Genomic DNA, 19,020 nt, shown 5'->3' with positions numbered 1-19,020 from the left:
TATGCGCGAATTAAAAATTAAAATGGCTGGAATTACCAAGGTATTCAGTACTGATGAAATGGACACCCATGCCCTGAGAGGGATAGATCTTGAGATTTACAGCGGCGACTTTGTTTCTATCTGCGGCCCGTCAGGCTGCGGAAAATCTACCTTGCTGTCAATTCTGGGCTTACTGGATATGCCCAGCAGCGGCCAATACCTGATTGAAGATAAAGACGTCAGCCGTCTGTCGTTAACCGAAGCCGCAGAGATCCGCAATGCCAAAATCGGCTTTATCTTCCAGTCATTCAACCTGATAGATGAATTAAGTGTGTTTGATAACGTAGCCCTGCCGCTGCGCTACGCCCAGCAAGTGCCAAAACACGATGAACTTGAAAAACGGGTGATGCAGTGCCTGGAAAAAGTGGATATGGCACATCGGGCCAAACATAAGCCAAACCAGTTATCCGGCGGACAACAGCAGCGTGTAGCCATAGCCAGAGCCTTGATCGCCAACCCTGCCATCCTGCTGGTTGACGAACCTACCGGTAACCTTGATTCAAAAAACGGTGACGCCGTTATGGCCATGCTGATGCAGCTGAATAAAGAAGGTACAACCTTGTGCATGGTGACACATGACCCCCGTTATGCTGAAATGGCAAACCGCAAGCTGCACCTGCTTGATGGCCAGATCACTGATAAAGCCAGCGCATTGGCGGAGGTAAGCTAATATGTTCAGCTACTTTATCAGAACCGCTGCCAATAGTTTAAAGCACGTGCCCGGTTATGTGTCGACGATAGTACTGACGTTCGGCCTGACACTGGGTGCTCTGGTTTGTATGTTTAACCTGAACTATCTGTTACTGTACAAACCGTTACCCTATCCGGATCAGCAACAGCTTTATGTCACGAACTGGACCCATCATGACGATGGCCGCCTCAGATTCAATAATGCCCAAAACTACCCCGGCCTGATGGAACTATATCAGCAGACCGATCAGTTTGAGCAACGCGCTTTTATCAAATACAGTGAAGCGGTACTGACAAATGATGATGCCAAACCAAAGCTGAAAGCCAACTTTATCACGCCAGACTACTTAAATATGTTAGGCACCCAGTATGTACTGGGGCGCGGCTTTTCTGCCGAAGAAGGCCTGCATTCCAAAGTACCGGTAGCGGTAATCAGCTATCAGCTGTGGCAGGAACTGTACAAAGGCAAGCCTGATATCCTGTCCGAAAAAATGATGTTCAACGGCACCAGTTTCAGTATTGTCGGCGTTACAGCCCAAAGCTTTGTCGAACCGCAACTACATGAAACCGGCCGTAATACTCAGGTCTGGCTGCCCTGGGACTTTAACCCGCTTCCGCCCGGAGACGATACTGCCTGGGGTATGTTCTTTATTGAAATTTATCTGGTTGCCAAACTGAATGCAGGCCAGTCAGCAAGCCAGACCGAACATAACCTGTCTACGTTGCTTAACAAAAGATTCCGGGAAGAAGTTACCGGTGTACCTTATTTCGACAGCCGCCAGATCACAGTCAGTTTGCGCAGCTTTGAAGACGTTATTATGGGCGATTCCCGCTCCAGAGCGCTGCTGATGTTTGCCGGCGTACTGGTACTGGTTTTGATAGCAGCCGTCAATATCATCAACCTTATTCTGGCGCGCGCAGCCAACAACCATCGTAAAATTGTGATCCAGATTGCGTTGGGAGCAAAGCGTCAGCATATCTTTGGTGTAATTTTCGCTGAAATTCTGATGCTGATGCTGGCTGCCAGTACGCTGGCCATTGTGGTTGCCCATTTGGGCAATACTCTGCTGGCCTCTATAGCCCAAGCCCATTTACCCAGGGTTGCAGAACTAGCGCTGAACCTGCCTACCGTGCTGTTTTCCTGGTCAGTCGGTATAGTACTGGCTGCTATTTTCGCTCTGATCACCACCAGCCAGCTAAACTATCGCGAACTGAATAAAACCTTGCAAGCCAGCGGTAAGGGTGCCGGCTTACAAATATCCTCACGCATCCGTAATATTCTGATTATCAGCCAGGTCACGTTGTGTGGCGTACTGATCAGCTGCAATATTCAGGTATTCAGTTCAGCGGTTAAAGCAATACAGGCGCCGCTGGGCTTTACCACTACTTCGAAAGCATTCCTTGATTTCGACCTTGGCGATCTGGTGATGGCACCGGCAGAAGAGCGGCGCAACTATATTGAAGCATTAGCCAAACAGCTGGAACAACACAACGCCATAGAAAGCGTCAGCCTTGCCAGTAATGCTCCGATGGCCAGAACAGTAAACATCGAATGGACCACTGCTGTTACTTCAGAGCTTGGCGGCGGTATTTCAATTGGCCCCGGCATCGGCACCATCGATGAAAACTACATGCCGCTGGTAGGGTTACCTTTTATTGCCGGTCGTAATGTTACAGCTGGAGAAGTGACTGCACGTGACAAAGTGGCAGTAATCAATGAAACAATGGCTGAAATGCTGTCGCCGGGCAGCTCAGCCCTTGGTAAGCCGTTCTTCTTCAATAACCAGTCTGTGCCTTATCATGTAGTCGGTATCGTTAAAGATTTAACTATCCCGAACCAGCTTAATATGCCGCGTATCTATGTGCCGATGCTGCGTGGTGCTACCTATATGGTGGCATACAAGCCGAACCAGCAGCTATCCTCAACGCAGTTAAACCAACTGGCTGCCCAGGTAAGTTCACAAATTTATCTGTACGATATGTATTCAATGAATGAAGTCCATCAGCTGAAAATATCGATGGATAAAATATCAGCCTGGGTTACTGCCATACTGGGGTTATTGTCGCTGTTTCTGGCTGCGGTAGGTGTTTATGGCGTGCTAAGTTACAGTATGGCATTACGCAAATTTGAACTGGGTATCCGCCTGGCGATAGGTGCCACACCAAAACGGATCATGACGTTGGTTTGCAAGGACACCATGGTGCCGGTTCTGATAGGCTTAACCTGTAGCACAGCCCTGCTGCTGGCGCTGTTAAGCTATGTGAAAAACAAACCCTGGTTTACCATCTCGGTTGAACTATCGTCGTTTATCATCCCTGTCGGGTTAATCTGCAGCATCGCCATTGCAACTGCCATTCTGGCCGTTTGGGGCGTTGCCAGTAAGCCTGCAATTCACTCTTTGCGTAACAACTGATCCGGCGGCGGATGAAAGCAAACCGCTTTCATCCGCCCCGCTCTTACCACAGCAGTTGCCACAGCATCATTAAAACTTAAAAAATGCGTCATACCACTGACACAACCGGCATAGATGCTGACAGCGCCTAAAGGTTACAGGGTACAGACTGATGCTGAACTGCCGCACTATCTTTTTATCTGACGTTCATCTGGGGTGCAAAGACTGCCAGGCTGATTATCTGCTGAGTTTTCTTGAGCATACTCAGGCACAAACTATTTATCTGTTGGGCGATATTGTCGATTTATGGGCCATGCGCAAACAGGTGCACTGGACACCCAGCCAGAACAAAGTGCTGCGCTGCCTGCTGGATAAAGCCGAACAAGGTGTAGAGGTGATATATATCCCTGGCAACCACGATGAAGCCATGCGGCTGTATGCCGGTAAAAGCTTTGGTAATATTCGTATTGTCCTGCGCGCCAGCCATACCACAGCACAGGGCAAAAAACTGTTACTGCTGCACGGCGATGAGTTTGATAAAGAGGTGAACTTTGGCCGCCTACATGCCTGGCTTGGCGACAACCTGTACGACTTGTTACTGTTTTTAAACCGCTGGTATAACCGCCTGCGCCGGTTAACCGGGGGGGGTTACTTTAGCCTGGCAGCCTATATTAAAAGTAAGGTACCGGGCGCACAAAAAGCCATCGCCCGTTACCGGGAAGCGGCTATTGCCAAAGCCAAACGCGGAGGTTTTGACGGCGTAGTATGCGGGCATATCCATCATGCCGAAATCCGCCTGGAACAAGGTATTATTTACTGCAACGACGGCGACTGGATAGACAGCTGCACAGCGCTGGTTGAACAACCCGACGGCAGCCTGGCATTGTATCACTGGACAGAGCAGGCCGAAAAAATTGCCGCCTTGCCCCTTGCTGCCAGCAGTAAGAAAGCAGCCTGAAATTTCAGCAAACTGCCATAAAAGCGACACTGAATTGTCATACAACCGCTTTAGCCTGAGCGCAACCTACTGCAGTGCTATCGGAGCGAACCATGATCAGTGTCGAACAAGTGCTTGCACAAAATCTGCCTCAGTTGTCAAACAAGCCGTGGCTGTATAAACCGGTAAAAGGTGCCTTGCGCCGCTTGCTGCATGAGCAGGACTTTATTGCCTTTGCCAGCCGTTACCCACATTTACAAGGGCTGGAATTTGTTGAACAGGTACTGGACTACTTTAACTTTCGCTATTCGGTGCGCGACAACGAAATAGAGCGCATCCCCACCACCGGCCGCATTGTGATTATCGCCAACCACCCCATCGGCTCGCTGGATGGCTTAGCCTTATTAAAGCTGGTAAGCGATATTCGCCCCGATGTTAAAGTAGTCGCCAACCAATTGTTGATGGCACTGGAGCCACTGCATAACCTGCTACTGCCGGTAAACAATATGAGTGGTGGCACAGAGCGGCGGGCACTGGATAATATTCAGCAACACTTAGCCGCCGAGGGGGCACTGATCCTGTTTCCATCGGGCGAGGTATCGCGCCTGCGCCCGGAGGGTATCCGTGATGGCAAGTGGCATAGCGGCTTTTTACGTTTTGCCAGCAATGCCAAAGCACCAATATTACCTATTTATATTGATGGCCGTAATTCAGCGTTGTTTTATGGCGCCTCTATGCTGTACAAACCACTGGCGACCATGTTGCTGGTAAAAGAAATGTTTAAGCAGCAGCGTAAAAAGTTGGAAATGCGCATTGGTGAACAGATCCCTTACGAAGCCTTTGCCAGTATGGCGCTGGAAACTCAGGCTAAAGTAAAGCTGTTTAAAAAACACCTGTACCGGCTGGCTAAAGATAAAGCCCCGCTGTTTATTACCCAAAGCGCCATTGCTCACCCGGAAGACCGCATTGTGCTGAAAAAAGCGGTTGAAGCCTGCGAATTACTCGGCCAAACCGGTGATGGTAAACAAATTTATCTGTACTGCCACCAGCAAAGCTCGCCAATATTGCGCGAAATTGGCCGGCTGCGCGAATTTGCCTTTCGGGCTGTTGGCGAAGGCAGTGGTTTACGCCGCGATATAGACCGCTTTGACAGCCACTACGAGCAGCTGATCCTGTGGGATAAAGACGATCTGGAAATTGTTGGCGCCTACCGCTTTGCCAACACCCGCAAAGTGTTGGCTGAATATGGCGAGAATGGCCTGTACACAGCGTCATTATTTCAGTTTGATGCCAAGATGCAGCCATATATTGATGCCGGGTTAGAACTTGGCCGCAGCTTTGTGCAGCCACGTTACTGGGGTAAACGCAGCCTGGAATATTTATGGTACGGCATTGGCGCTTACTTAAAACGTAACCCGGATATTCGCTATCTGTTTGGCGGTGTCAGTCTGTCAAATAGTTACCCGCAGGCCGCACGCGATTTAATGGTGTATTTTTACAGCCTGTACTTTAGCGACGCTGCCTGCGCTGCGGTTTCAAAACAACCCTATCAGCTGCCGCAGGCTATTTTATCTGAATTACAGCAGCACTTTAGCGGCGATAACTACCTGGAGGATTTTACCCGGCTAAAACACTTGCTGGCTAATATGGGTGTTAGTGTACCCACACTGTATAAACAGTACAGCGAACTGTGTGAATCGGGTGGCGTAAAGTTTCTCGCTTTTGGTACCGACCCCGGTTTTGCCAACTGTGTTGACGGCCTGGTACTGGTAGATATGACCATGCTTAAAGCCAGTAAAAAAGCACGCTATATCGACACAGAATAACCAGGTTAATGTATCACTGTAACTGGCAGCTTTGGCTGCCGGTTTTGCTATGTAAAGGTTCAGTAAAGTTCAGTTTCAATTCAGCCAAATCCCCCTATAAGCTATACACTGTACAAAAAGCCGTCAGTGCAGTAGTTTGCTAACGGTGAAACTGAGGATAGCAAGATGAAAAACCTGATGCTGCAACTAAGCCGGATACTGGCGATGTGCGTGCTGCTGGTTAGCCAGTCGTTTGATGTCCGGGCTGAAGAAGAAACCTTGTCACAGGCGCAGCTGGATCAAATGCTGGCGCCGATAGCCCTGTATCCCGATACCGTATTAACCCATGTATTGATTGCCTCAACCTACCCGCTGGAAGTAGTACAAGCTGCCCGCTGGGTAAAAGATAACCCTAAACTGACCGGCGAAGCCGCTGTAGATGCAGTAGAAAAGCAAAGCTGGGACCCAAGCGTCAAAGCCCTGGTAGCGTTTCCACAATTACTGGAGCGGCTAAGCAATGATCTGGACTGGACCCAGGAGCTTGGTGAGGCATTTTTAGCCGACGAAGCCCAGGTAATGGCCAGCATTCAGACCCTGCGGCAAAAGGCTTATGCCAATGGCTCATTAAATGACACTAAACACGTGGTGGTAGAGCGCGAACGTGAAATTATTATTATTGAACCAGCCCGTAAAGAAGTGGTTTACGTGCCGGTATACGACACCCGTGTAGTATATGGCGACTGGTGGTGGCCATCCCACCCGCCGGTATACTGGCATACCGCAGGCGTGTATTACCGCAATAGCCCGTTCCACTGGGGGGTAAGTGTTAATGTGCGGCCGTGGTTCTATTTCGGCATCTTCGACTGGCACCACCGCCATGTGGTAGTACATCATCATTATTACCATAAACCACCGCGCTATTATCCGGTACGCCACAGGCACTATGTAGATGCCCGCCGCTGGCACCACAACACCGAACATCGCCGTGGTGTGCATTACCGCCATGAACGGTTAAACCGTGATTACAACTCAGGCTATGGTTACCGCCAGCCAACACGCGAAATTAAAGGCCAGCCGGTGCGTCATACCCGTGTTGACAGCAATGCTACGGTGCGTGAAAACAAGCAGCATTATCAGCGTAAAACAGCTGAGCAGGTAAAAATGCCGAACCGTGAATGGCAGGCTAACGACAATAACAACCAGCGCCAGCAACGCCATGTCTCAACAGAGCAACGGCAGCGGCCAACCGAGGTTAACCGTGATGAACGCCGCCAACAGCAGCTTAATCAGCAATTAAAAGAACAGCGCCAACCGGCTCTACAGCGTGAGCGTTCAGAGCGGGTTATCAGCACCGAGCAGCTGCGCCAGCGTGAAGTGCAAACTACGCAGCCACAGCGTACTGAACAGCGTCAGCTCAGAACAGAACAACGCCAGCCGACAGTACAGCAGCAACCGGCGCTACAGCAGCGTCAACCGCAAGTACAACAGCCAAGACAACAACCGGCTGTGCAACAACGACAACCTCAGGTACAGCAACAAGCCCCGGCAGTGCGCCAGCAGCAGGTACGTGAACCACGCCAGACTGCTACTATGCAACGCCAGGAGCGACCAGCGCGACAAATTCAGTAATACTGACTTTATTTGATATAAAACAAACTACGGGGCTGAATTAAAATCAGCTCCATTTCCCTCCTAAAAAATTTAATTAGTTTACATAAAACATATCATAATGTATTTTAATTAACTTAAATAATAATAAGGGAAACACATGAAAGCAGCAATTTTTACTTCAGCACTACTGTTAACTACATCTTTAGCACAAGCAGCGAAATATGACGATTGGGATGCAGTTACAGTAAATATTACCCAAGCTGTCCAGCACTTTGGCGGGAATTACACATGTAAGTACAACCAATATAGATTTGGTTACAATATATATAACCCAGGATATTATGGTTATTACACTCAGGAAAAATTCCATTCTACACATATTGCAGATAGCATTACCGCCAGACCCGCATTACCAGTTCAGGATTTAGCAGAATACTTAGGCCATGGAGGTATACCTATTAATGATCCCTATTATATCTACCGTTGTGATGGCACTGCTGACTTAGCAAAAACCTATATCGAGCAAAAAGTCGTTGGCACAAGAATAGAGTATCGACCAAGAGCTCCGTTTCCTACTTATGCACAGTATGAATTTTTCAGTTGTACAAACTACACCAGAAATGGCAGTTTAATAATAAGTGGGGTTGCGGGTGCATCTCAAATGGTTGTTAAAGATATAACCGGTAGCAGCCCTATAACCATCTACTCAGGCCCAGCAGGCTCATATATCAATTATGCAACATCTGCACATGGAGGCAGAGAGCTTAGTATTAAGCTTGACTCAGGATCTTCTTACTACCTACATATAAATGTACCGCGGTGCTCTCCTGGCGGCGGTGGCGTACAGCCATTATAATTTTGATTTAAAACAACAAACGATACTTGACTCACTTCAAGTATCGTTTTTATTGATCCAGCCCAATATTCCGCGCTGAGCAAAGCGGACAATTGGCCACAGAACTTATCTGTGGAGATCACTATGAAAACAACCCTGTCTATTATCACTCTTGCATCCATGCTTGCCGCAGCACCTGCCTCTGCCGACTTTGCAATTAATATCGGTGCCATTACCGTTGCCCCGGATGACAGCAGTTCCAGCTTAAATGTTATTGAACAGGTGGCCGGTTTGCCATCAGGTTCTACTGCTGTTGGCGTTAACCCTAATACCCAACTGGGCCTGACATTTGACTATCGTATTAACCCTAACTGGGCTGTTCAGCTGATTGCGGCAACACCTTTTAGCCATGACATGGCCGTAAAAGGTTCAGCGATAGACGGCTTAAAAGTAGGTAAAACCAAGCATTTACCGCCTACTTTACTGGCGCAATATCACTTTATGCCACAACACCAAAGGTTTGACCCCTTTATTGGCGTAGGCGTGAATTACACCCTGTTCTTTGACGAGCAGATAGACAACCAGTTGATATCAGCCCTGCAGGCCCTGGAGGTGACGACAGCCAACGATAAGGTAAGCTTAAAAGCCAAAAACTCTTTTGGCCTGGCATTGCAGGCCGGCGTAAACATTAAACTTACCGATACCCTGGGCTTGCATATGATGGTGAGTAAAATGGATATCGACACTACAGGTCGGGTACAGGTAAATGGTAATACCATACAAAGTGTCGATTTAAGCATAGACCCTTACGTTGCCATGGTTGGCCTGCGCTGGATGTTATAAAGCAATAACCTAGACTAAAGGCGACTGCGCCCCAGTTGCCTTTTGCCCTAAACTGTTATTCTATAGTGGTATCTCATTATACGGAGCATAACAGTGGCTAAAGCCCCCGCTACGCTGAACTGGCAACAGCTGTTAAAATCCGGCGATCGTATTTTTATTGGTTCACATGCGGCTACACCAACGGCACTGATAGATCACCTGATTAGCAATGCCAAACAACTGCATGACATCGAAATTGTGCAAGTGTACTCACTGTCTGACAACAAATGGGCAGAACCTGAATACCAACAATTGTTTAAAGTGAACGCCCTGTTTATTGGTGGTGATCAGGTAAGACGGGCAGTAGCTGAAGGCCGGGCAGATTACACCCCTTGCTTTATGTCAGATATTCCTTCGTTGTTCAGTGACGGTATATTGCCGCTGGATGCGGCACTAATTATGGTGAGCCCGGCAGATGAGCATGGTTATCACTCGTTAGGTGTATCGGTCGATATTGTCTCGGCAGCAGCAAAAGCAGCAAAAAAGGTTATTGCGCAGGTAAATCCGTCTATGCCGATTACTTATGGCCAGGCTTTTATCCATAAAGACCAGATAACCAGCTATTTTTATGCTGAACAAGCCATAGCGCAAATGCCGCCGATTAAGCTGGACGCCGTTACAGAGCGTATTGGCCAGTATGTTTCGTTACTGGTTGAAGACGGCGCAACCATTCAGATTGGTGTCGGCAAGATGTGTGATGCCGTACTGCGGTATCTGGGCAACCATACTGAGCTTGGCATACACAGTGAAATGATTACCGACTCCATGATGGAGCTGATAAAAAAAGGCGTCGTCACTAACCGCAAAAAAACCTTTCATCCGGGCAAAACCGTGGCAAGTTTCTGTGTAGGCAGTAAAGCTTTGTACGATTTTGTGCACTGTAACCCCCATATGGGGTTCTACCCGAGCGAATACGTGAACTCACCGGCTAATATTGCCCGTAACGACAATATGGTATCAATAAACAGTGCAATTGAAGTAGACCTGACCGGCCAGATAGTATCTGATTCCATTGGACATTTATTTTACAGCGGCATCGGCGGTCAGGTTGATTTTAGCCGGGGCGCCTCCATGAGCAGCGGCGGTAAGCCCATTATTGCCCTGCCCTCTACCGCACAAAACGGCACTATATCACGCATAGTGCCCTTTATTTCTGAAGGTGCTGGTGTGGTAACATCGCGCGGGCATGTGCATTATGTGGTTACCGAGTTTGGCGTGGCATCGCTACGTGGTAAAAGTATCCGCGAACGCTCACTGGAGCTTATCCGGGTGGCGCATCCAAAGTTCCGCCAGCAGTTGCTCGAAGAAGTACGTAAACATTACTGGGTGCCGCATTATCAGCTGCACACACCAATGGAAGTACCCGAGCTGGGCGATGTGGGCTTTAAAGAACTATTAATTGATGGCGAAGAGTTTGATCTTCGGCCATTAAACCCGTCTGACGAGCGCCGCCTGCAGGAGTTTTTTTACTCACACACCAAAGAAACCCTGCAACTGCGTTACAGCGCCGTACCAACACAAATGAGTAGGGAGAAATCCTGTACTTTGGTTGGCGTTGATCAATCCCGCGATTTAGCACTGTGCATTGTGAAGCAAAAAGGCTCTGCGGTACAAATTCAGGCAGTGGGCCGCTATTACCTGTTAAACGACAACCAAAGCTGCGAAGTCGCCTTTGTAACGCGGGAAAAATATCACGGCAAAGGTATGGCCAAACGGCTGCTACAAGAGATGATTACCATTGCAGAACTACGCGGTTTAACCAGCATGACAGCCTATGTACGCTCAGAAAATAAAGCCATGCTGGCAGTATTCCAGAAAGCCGGTTTTAGCCGCCTGCCGGGGGATGATCCCAGTGAAGTTTACCTGCAGCTGCGCCTGCCCCGCTTAGCTAGCAGCAAACCGGCGGAGCAAAACTGATGGCCATTACTCTGTTTAGCCACCCCAGCTGTTATTTGCACCAGGCTGGCGATGATCACCCCGAGCAACCTGCACGGCTAAGTGCAATAAATGATCAGCTGATCCGCTCCGGTCTGGAGTTCATTGTACAGCAGCGTGATGCCACACCAGCCAGTGCGAAAGATTTATATCATGTACACAGCAAGCTGTATGTTGATGAAATTTACGCCAAAAGCCCTGAAGAGGGCCACATCTGGCTAGACCCTGACACCCAGATGATGAAACACAGCCTCAATGCAGCTGTGCATGCCGCAGGTGCAACTATTAATGCGGTAGATCAGGTAATGAGTGACACTAACCAGCAAGCGTTTTGTAATGTACGCCCGCCGGGGCACCATGCCACACGCAGCCAGGCTATGGGTTTTTGTATTTTTAACAATATCGCTGTAGCAGCAGCTTATGCGCTTGAGCACCACCAACTTAGTCGGGTAGCAATTGTCGACTTTGACGTGCACCACGGCAACGGTACTGAAGATATTTTCGCTGCGGATGATCGGGTATTGTTTTGCTCATCCTTTCAGTATCCGCTTTATCCTAATACCGGTGAACACCCCAGCGCCGGTAATATTGAAAACTTGCCACTGCCTGCCTTGTGCAAACCCGCCATCTGGCGCGAGCAAATTCAGCAGCACTGGCTGCCGCGTATTAACGAATTTAAACCGCAGCTAATTCTGGTATCCGCCGGTTTTGACGGCCACCGCGAAGATGATATGGCGCAATTTCTGCTGACCGAAGCCGATTACCAGTGGATAGCACAACAACTAAAACACCTGGCCGATCAACACTGCCAGGGCCGTATTGTCGCCGCACTGGAAGGCGGCTATGCCCTAAGCGCACTGGGGCGCAGCGTAGTAGCATTTTTAAAAGGCTTGATGTAGGTAAACAGCGCTGCAATACCAACCGATGATGCTTTTATCTTTTAGATAGCCATAAAAAAACCTGCCGCAGCAGGTTTTTTCGTTATTACAGTGGGTTAGCTTAACCTAACCAAACCCTTGAGTTGCGGAACATGCGCATCCACGGGCTGTCTTCCTGCCAGCCGTCTGGCTGCCATGAATTGGCTACAGCACGGAATACCCGCTCCGGGTGTGGCATCATAATCGTTACACGGCCATCAGTAGTGGTAAGCGACGTAATACCGGCTGGTGAACCATTCGGATTTTGCGGGTATTGCTCAGTGGCTTTACCGTAGTGATCAACAAAGCGCATGGCAACCGTGCCGCTGTGATTAGCTTTGGCGAATGCTTCAGATGATGCAAATTCAGCATGGCCTTCACCGTGTGACACTGCAATCGGCATACGTGAACCAGCCATACCAGTGAAAAACAACGACGGGCTTTGCTGTATTTCTACCAGGCTGAAACGGCCCTCAAAGCGCTCAGATTTATTGCGCACAAAGTGTGGCCACAGCTCAGCACCCGGGATCAGGCTCTTAAGGTTAGACATCATCTGACAGCCATTACACACACCCAGCGAGAAGGTGCTTTGACGCTCAAAAAACTCAGCAAACTGCTTACGGGCAATGTCGTTAAACAATACTGATTTAGCCCAGCCTTCACCGGCGCCCAGTACGTCACCGTAAGAGAAGCCGCCACAGGCCACTAAACCGTTAAAATCGGCTAACTTAGCCCGGCCTGCCAGTATATCGCTCATATGCACATCTACCGCGGTAAAACCGGCACGGTTAAAGGCGGCTGCCATTTCTACATGCGAGTTAACACCTTGTTCGCGCAAAATAGCCACTTTAGGTGCAACACCTTTTAAAATAAAGGGGGCGGCAACGTCGGCATTTAAATCAAAACTCAGTTTTACATTAAGGCCCGGATCGGCAACATCGGCTTTGGCATCAAACTCTTGTTTGGCGCCAGCCGGGTTGTCACGCAGTGCCTGCATCTGATAGGTGGTTTCAGCCCAGATACAACGTAAACGGGTGCGGCTGTCGCTTAATACCACTTTATCGCCACGGCTAAATACCAGCTCATCCTTAGCGTTTACGCTGCCAATAACATGGCTGCAGTTACCCAATTGATGCTGCGCCAGTAGCTGTTTAACGTAGTCCAGATCTGCTGCTGCAACCTGAATAACCGCGCCCGGCTCTTCAGAAAACAGCACCGCCATATCATCGTTACCCAAAGCGCTGATATCGGCGCACACACCCGCTTTTCCGGCAAAGGCCATTTCAGCCAGCGTCACAAATAAACCACCGTCTGAACGGTCATGGTAGGCCAGCAGTTTCTGCTCACGGGTTAATTGCTGCACGGCGTTAAAGAAGTTAATCAGCAGTTGTGGGCTGTCTAAATCAACCGGCGTCTGACCGAGCTGCTTATAAACCTGCGCTAAACAGGACGCGCCTAAGCGGTTTTGCCCCTGGCCTAAGTCAATTACCAGCAGGCTGGTATCGCCTTTGTCAGTGCGCAGCTGTGGTGTCACTGTTTTACGGATATCTTCTACCCGTGCAAACGCAGTGATCACTAAAGACAATGGCGCGGTAACGGCTTTATCTTCACCATTTTGCTGCCATTTGGTTTTCATTGACATGGAGTCTTTACCCACCGGAATAGTGACTTCCAGTGCCGGACACAGCTCTTCACCAATGGCTTTAACGGCGGCGTATAAACCTGCGTCTTCACCCGGATGGCCAGCGGCAGACATCCAGTTGGCAGATAGTTTTATCCGCTTTAAATCGCCAATATCAGTGGCAGCAATATTGGTAATGGCTTCAGCCACCGCTAAACGGGCTGAGGCAGAAAAATCAAGCAGTGCCACTGGCGTGCGCTCCCCCATTGCCATCGCTTCGCCGTGGTAAGTATCGTAACTGGCTGCAGTAACACCACAGTTCGCTACCGGCACCTGCCAGGGGCCAACCATCTGGTCGCGTGCTACCAAACCGGTAACAGAGCGATCACCAATGGTTACCAGGAAAGTTTTTTCAGCAATGGCCGGTAAACGCAATAAACGCTCTGCCGCGTCTTTTACTGTTACACCGGTTAAATCCAGTGCTTTACCTGCAGTTTGTGCGCTTTGCACATCACGGTGCATTTTCGGTGCTTTACCCAGCAGCACGTTTAACGGTAAATCAATAGGTGTGCTGCCAAAGTGGGTGTCGGTCAGCGTTAAATGTTGCTCTGCAGTGGCTTCACCCACCACGGCAAAAGGTGCACGCTCACGCTGACAAATCTGTTCAAACACCGGCATTTTGTCGGCAGGTATTGCCATCACATAACGCTCTTGTGATTCGTTACACCAGATTTGCAGCGGTGACATACCAGGCTCGTCGTTTGGTACATTACGCAGTTCAAACTTACCGCCTACGCCACCGTCGTTCACCAGCTCAGGGAAAGCATTCGATAAGCCACCGGCGCCAACATCGTGAATAAATACGATAGGGTTGTCTTTACCCAGCTGCCAGCAACGATCGATGACTTCCTGACAACGGCGTTCAATTTCCGGGTTTTCGCGTTGCACTGAGGCAAAGTCTAAATCTTCGGCCGACTGGCCCGATGCCATCGAAGATGCTGCACCGCCGCCCAGGCCGATATTCATCGCCGGGCCGCCTAATACAACCAGCTTGGCGCCAACCGGTAAATTACCTTTTTGTACGTGATCTGCACGGATATTACCCAAACCACCGGCAATCATAATCGGCTTATGGTAACCGCGTACTTCGTCGCCGTTATGGCTGGGTACCTTTTCTTCATAGGTACGGAAATAACCGTTAATGGCCGGACGGCCAAATTCGTTATTAAAAGCCGCACCACCCAGAGGTCCTTCCAGCATAATATCCAGCGCCGATACAATACGCTCCGGCTTGCCAAAATCGGTTTCCCACGGCTGTTCAAAACCCGGAATACGTAAGTTAGACACAGAAAAACCGACTAAACCGGCTTTAGGTTTAGACCCCACACCGGTAGCGCCTTCATCACGAATTTCACCGCCGGAACCGGTAGCGGCACCAGGGTATGGCGAAATAGCCGTTGGGTGGTTATGGGTTTCAACCTTCATCAGTATATGAATAGGTTCATGGTGATACTGATAAGTTAAATTACCGGGCTGGGCAAAAAAGCGGCCAGCGGTAGAACCCTCCATTACCGCAGCGTTGTCTTTATAAGCCGACAACACATAATCCGGTGTTTGCTCAAAGGTATTTTTAATCATTTTAAACAGCGATTTAGGCTGTTTTACGCCGTCTATTGTCCAGTCGGCGTTAAAAATCTTGTGTCGACAATGTTCTGAGTTCGCCTGAGCGAACATATAGAGTTCAATGTCGTTCGGGTTACGGCCAAGTGCAGTGAAGTTATCAAACAGATAATCAATTTCATCATCGGCCAGGGCCAGGCCCATATCGATATTGGCTTTAGCCAGTGCCGCACGGCCGCCGCGGTTAATATCTACCGAGCTAAGCGCAGCTGGCTCAGCTTTGCTAAACAGCGCCTGTGCCTGCGTCAGTTCAGTAAATACCGCTTCCATCATACGGTCATGTAGCAATGCCGCAACTTGCTGTAACTGCTGTGAATTCAGTGCAGTTGGTGCTTCAATATAGTAAGCAATACCACGTTCTAACCGCGAAACCTGGGTTAAACCACAGTTACGGGCAATATCTGTCGCTTTAGACGACCAGGGCGAAATAGTGCCCGGCCGTGGCGTTACCAGCACTAGCTGGCCGCGTGGTTCATGGCTGGCAATGGCCGGGCCATAGGTTAATAATTTATCCAGTGTTTGCTGCTGGGCGTCAGTCAATGCGCTGCTAACATCAGCAAAGTGCATAAACTCAGCATAAATACCGCTGATGGTTAAGCCACTCTGGGCGCATTGGTCTAGTAACTTCTGAATTCTGAAATCGGACAGTGCTGGCGCACCACGCAGGATCAACATAGGCTTTTTTTCCCGTGGATTGAACGACGATGGAACCGCGGGCGTGTTGACCTTTCGCGATTAATTTTGCAGCAGTTTGTTTGGCATTTCTACAAGGCAGAGCACATGCAGTGTAGTTATTCTACATAAATGTGCGATAACGCCGAAGAAATGCCAAACAGACGCTGCCCACAGGGTTCATCTGAAAATGTGCTGCTCTTTGTTGCTCGTCACTCACTTAGAGTAACTAAGCTACGCTCCTCGCGTCGTGAGCAGCACATTTTCAGATTGAACAAAAGCTTAATCGCGAAAGGTCAACACGCCCTTATAGGCGCGCCATTATAAAGAAATTTCTGCTCAAGTGGTATGAGTAAACACTGACGCAGCGACAGAAGTTTGTTATAACAGCGCAGAGCGTGACATTGCAGGTTAACAAAGATGTGGAAAAATCAGGCCTGGTTGCTGTTGTTGCTGTGTTTAGCAGGGTGTAGCCCCGAGCCATCACAAAGCCAGCTTTACCAGATATATCAGCGTGATAGCTTAAAGGTCGGCATTTTGCACGGCCCTACCAGCTATTATGTTGGTATTGACGGCCCCACCGGTTTTGAGCTGGAGCTCAGCCAGGCACTGGCAGATAAACTTGGTGTAAAACTGGAGTTATTTCCCAGCTACCAGCTGGACGAGCTGCTGCAAAAGCTGCAAACCGGCCAGGTTGACTATATTGCCGGCGGCCTGACACTAACAGAATTGCGCAAAGGCAAGTACCGTTCGTCACCGGCTTATCGCTGGATCAATGAAGTATTAGTATTTAAACAAGGCAATACCTGGCCCCGCTCGCTGGATGACCTGACCGACACTGTCGTTGTGGTAAAAGACAGCAGCCATGCCGAAACCCTGCAACAGCTAAGCCTGGATAAACCCGATTTACAATGGCAACAACACCCGACACTGGACGCCGACGAGATTTTACAGCAGGTGGTTGACGGCAATATTGCTTACACTCTAACCGACTCAAACCAACTGGCACTGAACCGGCGCTTTTACCCCAACCTTAGTATTGCTTTTACCGTACGTGACAACTTACCGGTTAGCTGGTTACTGGCAGATAGCGACGACGACTCACTCTATGCCGTGTTAATTGAGTTTTTTGGTGCTATGTATCAGGGCGGTGAACTTATTGCACTGGAAGATCGCTATTTTGGCCATGTGCAGTTATTCGACTACGTAGACACGCTGGTGTATATCGATGCTATAGAACAACAACTGCCAAAGTTTAAAGCCTGGTTCACACAATATGCCGGTGAGCTTGACTGGCGCTTACTTGCCGCGCTCAGTTATCAGGAATCACACTGGGATCCGAAAGCCAAAAGCCCTACCGGTGTACGTGGTTTAATGATGCTGACCTTGCCCACAGCACAGCAAATGGGCGTTACCAGCCGGCTTGATCCTGAGCAAAGCATACTGGGTGGCAGCCGTTATTTGCACCGGATGGTTACCCGCATACCTGAGCGTATTAGCATGCCAGACCGCCTCTGGTTTGCGCTGGCATCTTATAATGTTGGCTGGGGCCATGTTGAAGATGCACGCATTATTACCCAGCGCCAGGGCGCTGATCCGGATAAATGGCTGGATGTAAAACAACGCCTGCCGTTGCTGCGGCAAAAAAATGTCTATCAAACCACCAAATATGGCTATGCCCGCGGTGATGAAGCGGTAACCTATGTTGAAAATATCCGCCGTTACTACGACACCTTGTTGTGGGTAGATGAACGCCAGCAAGCTGAACAACGGCTTGAACAGCAAAAACAACGTTTAACCGAGCAACTGAGTACAGAAATATTGCCAGAGCCCGCACAGGATAACAATTAACGCTACTATTGAAACAAAGCCGTTACGCATCCATAGTAAGCTTAATTCTCTTTATGCAGGCTTTTTATGTTAAAACGAAAGAAACCCCAGATCAGAGCAAAACGCCGTCTGGCAAATATTGCTTCAAGCAGGCGCCGTATTAAACGTAATATTGCGGTAACGAAACTGCATCAGCGTCGGCGCCATTATCTGAGCTTTTTTAATCAGGCAGCCGAAGCTGTTTAGCGGCTTTGTGTTCCTGTCTGCGGCGCTGAAAAAACGCTGATAACTGAGTCGCGCACTCTGCCGCCAGCACACCAGATACCACCTCAAGTTGATGATTAAACTGGCTATATTGCACCAGATTAAGTACCGAGCCCGCCGCACCTGTTTTTAAATCTGTGGCACCAAACACCAGCCGCTTAATACGGCTATGCACCATTACCCCGGCACACATGCTGCAAGGTTCCAGTGTTACGTACAAGGTACAGTCTGGCAGGCGGTAATTGGCCATGCTGGCCGATGCGGCACGTATAGCCTGCATCTCTGCATGAGCTGACGGATCATTCAGGCTGATCATCTGATTCCAGCCTTCTGCAATCATCCCACCGTCTTTAACCAGCACTGCACCCACCGGCACTTCACCCTGCTGCTCGGCTTTCGCTGCCAGCGCGATAGCACGGCGCATCCAGTCTTCATCAGTCATAATGCTTTACAATTAATTGCTAGATTGATGGCTGAGTTTACCACTATATTATGGTGAAATTGGCTAAACTTTTGTGTGCTTACCATTGTTATTAATTAGATCACCAGCACATCCTACTGATATATATACACATTATTAGTTGGCATCTGATTTGCACACAATGCTATTAAACTATTACAGAGAATAACAGGAGTATACAATGGGACCTTTTGAAATAGCGGCACTGGCCATTATTGGCGGTATAGGATTGTCGGCCTTTAAGGTATATCACGATAATAAGGGCAAAGCAGGTAGTGCAGAATTGGATCAGCTCAGAGTCGAGCAAGAAAAACTGAAACAACGTATCGCCACGCTGGAAAGCATTGTTACAGACAAAAGTTACCAGTTAAAAGAGCAAATTAACCGGTTATAAACCACTACATTTTCATCTTGTTACGCAGTGTGGCACACGTGGCAGTTAAGCTTTG

Annotated in this window: 13 protein-coding genes; 11 read left to right on the top strand and 2 right to left on the bottom strand. The window is 49.0% G+C overall.

What is annotated here, in order from left to right; translation table 11 throughout:
• Position 1: 1 nt before the first annotated feature.
• The 9 genes from M2404_RS06550 (at position 2) to M2404_RS06510 (ending at position 12,026) form a co-directional block, all read left to right on the top strand.
• A complete protein-coding gene (locus tag M2404_RS06550; protein WP_259238929.1) occupies positions 2–709 on the top strand; it encodes an ABC transporter ATP-binding protein in 708 nt (235 codons plus the stop codon).
• A 1-nt stretch (position 710) separates the two neighbouring features.
• Positions 711–3,143: an ABC transporter permease gene (locus M2404_RS06545; RefSeq protein ID WP_259238928.1), complete on the top strand. Its 2,433-nt coding sequence runs from the start codon at positions 711–713 to the stop codon at positions 3,141–3,143.
• Positions 3,144–3,294: 151 nt separating this feature from the next.
• Positions 3,295–4,080 (top strand): UDP-2,3-diacylglucosamine diphosphatase, encoded by a 786-nt coding sequence (locus M2404_RS06540; RefSeq protein ID WP_259238927.1) that lies wholly within the window; start codon positions 3,295–3,297, stop codon positions 4,078–4,080.
• 92 nt (positions 4,081–4,172) lie between these two features.
• A complete protein-coding gene (olsF, locus tag M2404_RS06535; RefSeq protein ID WP_259238926.1) occupies positions 4,173–5,885 on the top strand; it encodes a bifunctional ornithine lipid synthase OlsF in 1,713 nt (570 codons plus the stop codon).
• Between the two features lie 165 nt (positions 5,886–6,050).
• Positions 6,051–7,493, top strand: coding sequence for a DUF3300 domain-containing protein (locus tag M2404_RS06530; RefSeq protein ID WP_259238924.1), 1,443 nt, complete (start codon positions 6,051–6,053; stop codon positions 7,491–7,493).
• A 139-nt stretch (positions 7,494–7,632) separates the two neighbouring features.
• A complete protein-coding gene (locus tag M2404_RS06525; RefSeq protein WP_259238923.1) occupies positions 7,633–8,331 on the top strand; it encodes a hypothetical protein in 699 nt (232 codons plus the stop codon).
• Between the two features lie 123 nt (positions 8,332–8,454).
• Positions 8,455–9,153: an OmpW/AlkL family protein gene (locus M2404_RS06520; RefSeq protein WP_259238922.1), complete on the top strand. Its 699-nt coding sequence runs from the start codon at positions 8,455–8,457 to the stop codon at positions 9,151–9,153.
• Positions 9,154–9,246: 93 nt separating this feature from the next.
• A complete protein-coding gene (locus tag M2404_RS06515) occupies positions 9,247–11,109 on the top strand; it encodes a bifunctional acetyl-CoA hydrolase/transferase family protein/GNAT family N-acetyltransferase (protein ID WP_259238920.1) in 1,863 nt (620 codons plus the stop codon).
• Positions 11,109–12,026 carry a histone deacetylase family protein gene (locus M2404_RS06510; protein ID WP_259238919.1) on the top strand — a complete coding sequence of 306 codons (918 nt, stop codon included), beginning with the start codon at positions 11,109–11,111 and terminating at the stop codon, positions 12,024–12,026. The genes M2404_RS06515 and M2404_RS06510 overlap by 1 nt, the downstream gene beginning before the upstream one ends.
• Before the next feature lie 100 nt (positions 12,027–12,126).
• On the opposite strand, the gene purL is transcribed toward M2404_RS06510, so the two are convergent.
• Positions 12,127–16,020: a phosphoribosylformylglycinamidine synthase gene (gene purL / locus M2404_RS06505; RefSeq protein WP_259238918.1), complete on the bottom strand. Its 3,894-nt coding sequence runs from the start codon at positions 16,018–16,020 to the stop codon at positions 12,127–12,129.
• A gap of 417 nt (positions 16,021–16,437) precedes the next feature.
• Between purL and mltF the strand changes: the two genes are divergently transcribed.
• Positions 16,438–17,868, top strand: coding sequence for a membrane-bound lytic murein transglycosylase MltF (gene mltF, locus M2404_RS06500; RefSeq protein WP_259238917.1), 1,431 nt, complete (start codon positions 16,438–16,440; stop codon positions 17,866–17,868).
• 199 nt (positions 17,869–18,067) lie between these two features.
• Here the strand turns inward: mltF and tadA are convergent, their stop codons facing one another.
• Entirely contained in the window at positions 18,068–18,553 is a 486-nt protein-coding gene (tadA, locus tag M2404_RS06495; RefSeq protein WP_259238916.1) for a tRNA adenosine(34) deaminase TadA, read from the bottom strand.
• A gap of 199 nt (positions 18,554–18,752) precedes the next feature.
• Here tadA and M2404_RS06490 point away from each other — a divergent pair, with 199 nt between their 5' ends.
• Complete coding sequence (locus M2404_RS06490; RefSeq protein ID WP_259238915.1) at positions 18,753–18,965, top strand: hypothetical protein; 213 nt, start codon at positions 18,753–18,755, stop codon at positions 18,963–18,965.
• The last annotated feature ends 55 nt before the right edge of the window (positions 18,966–19,020 follow it).

Origin of the sequence: Rheinheimera pacifica (assembly GCF_024809855.1) — a bacterium.
In the GTDB taxonomy this organism is placed as follows: domain Bacteria; phylum Pseudomonadota; class Gammaproteobacteria; order Enterobacterales; family Alteromonadaceae; genus Alishewanella; species Alishewanella pacifica_A.
This window is presented reverse-complemented; position numbering and strand designations above follow the sequence as displayed.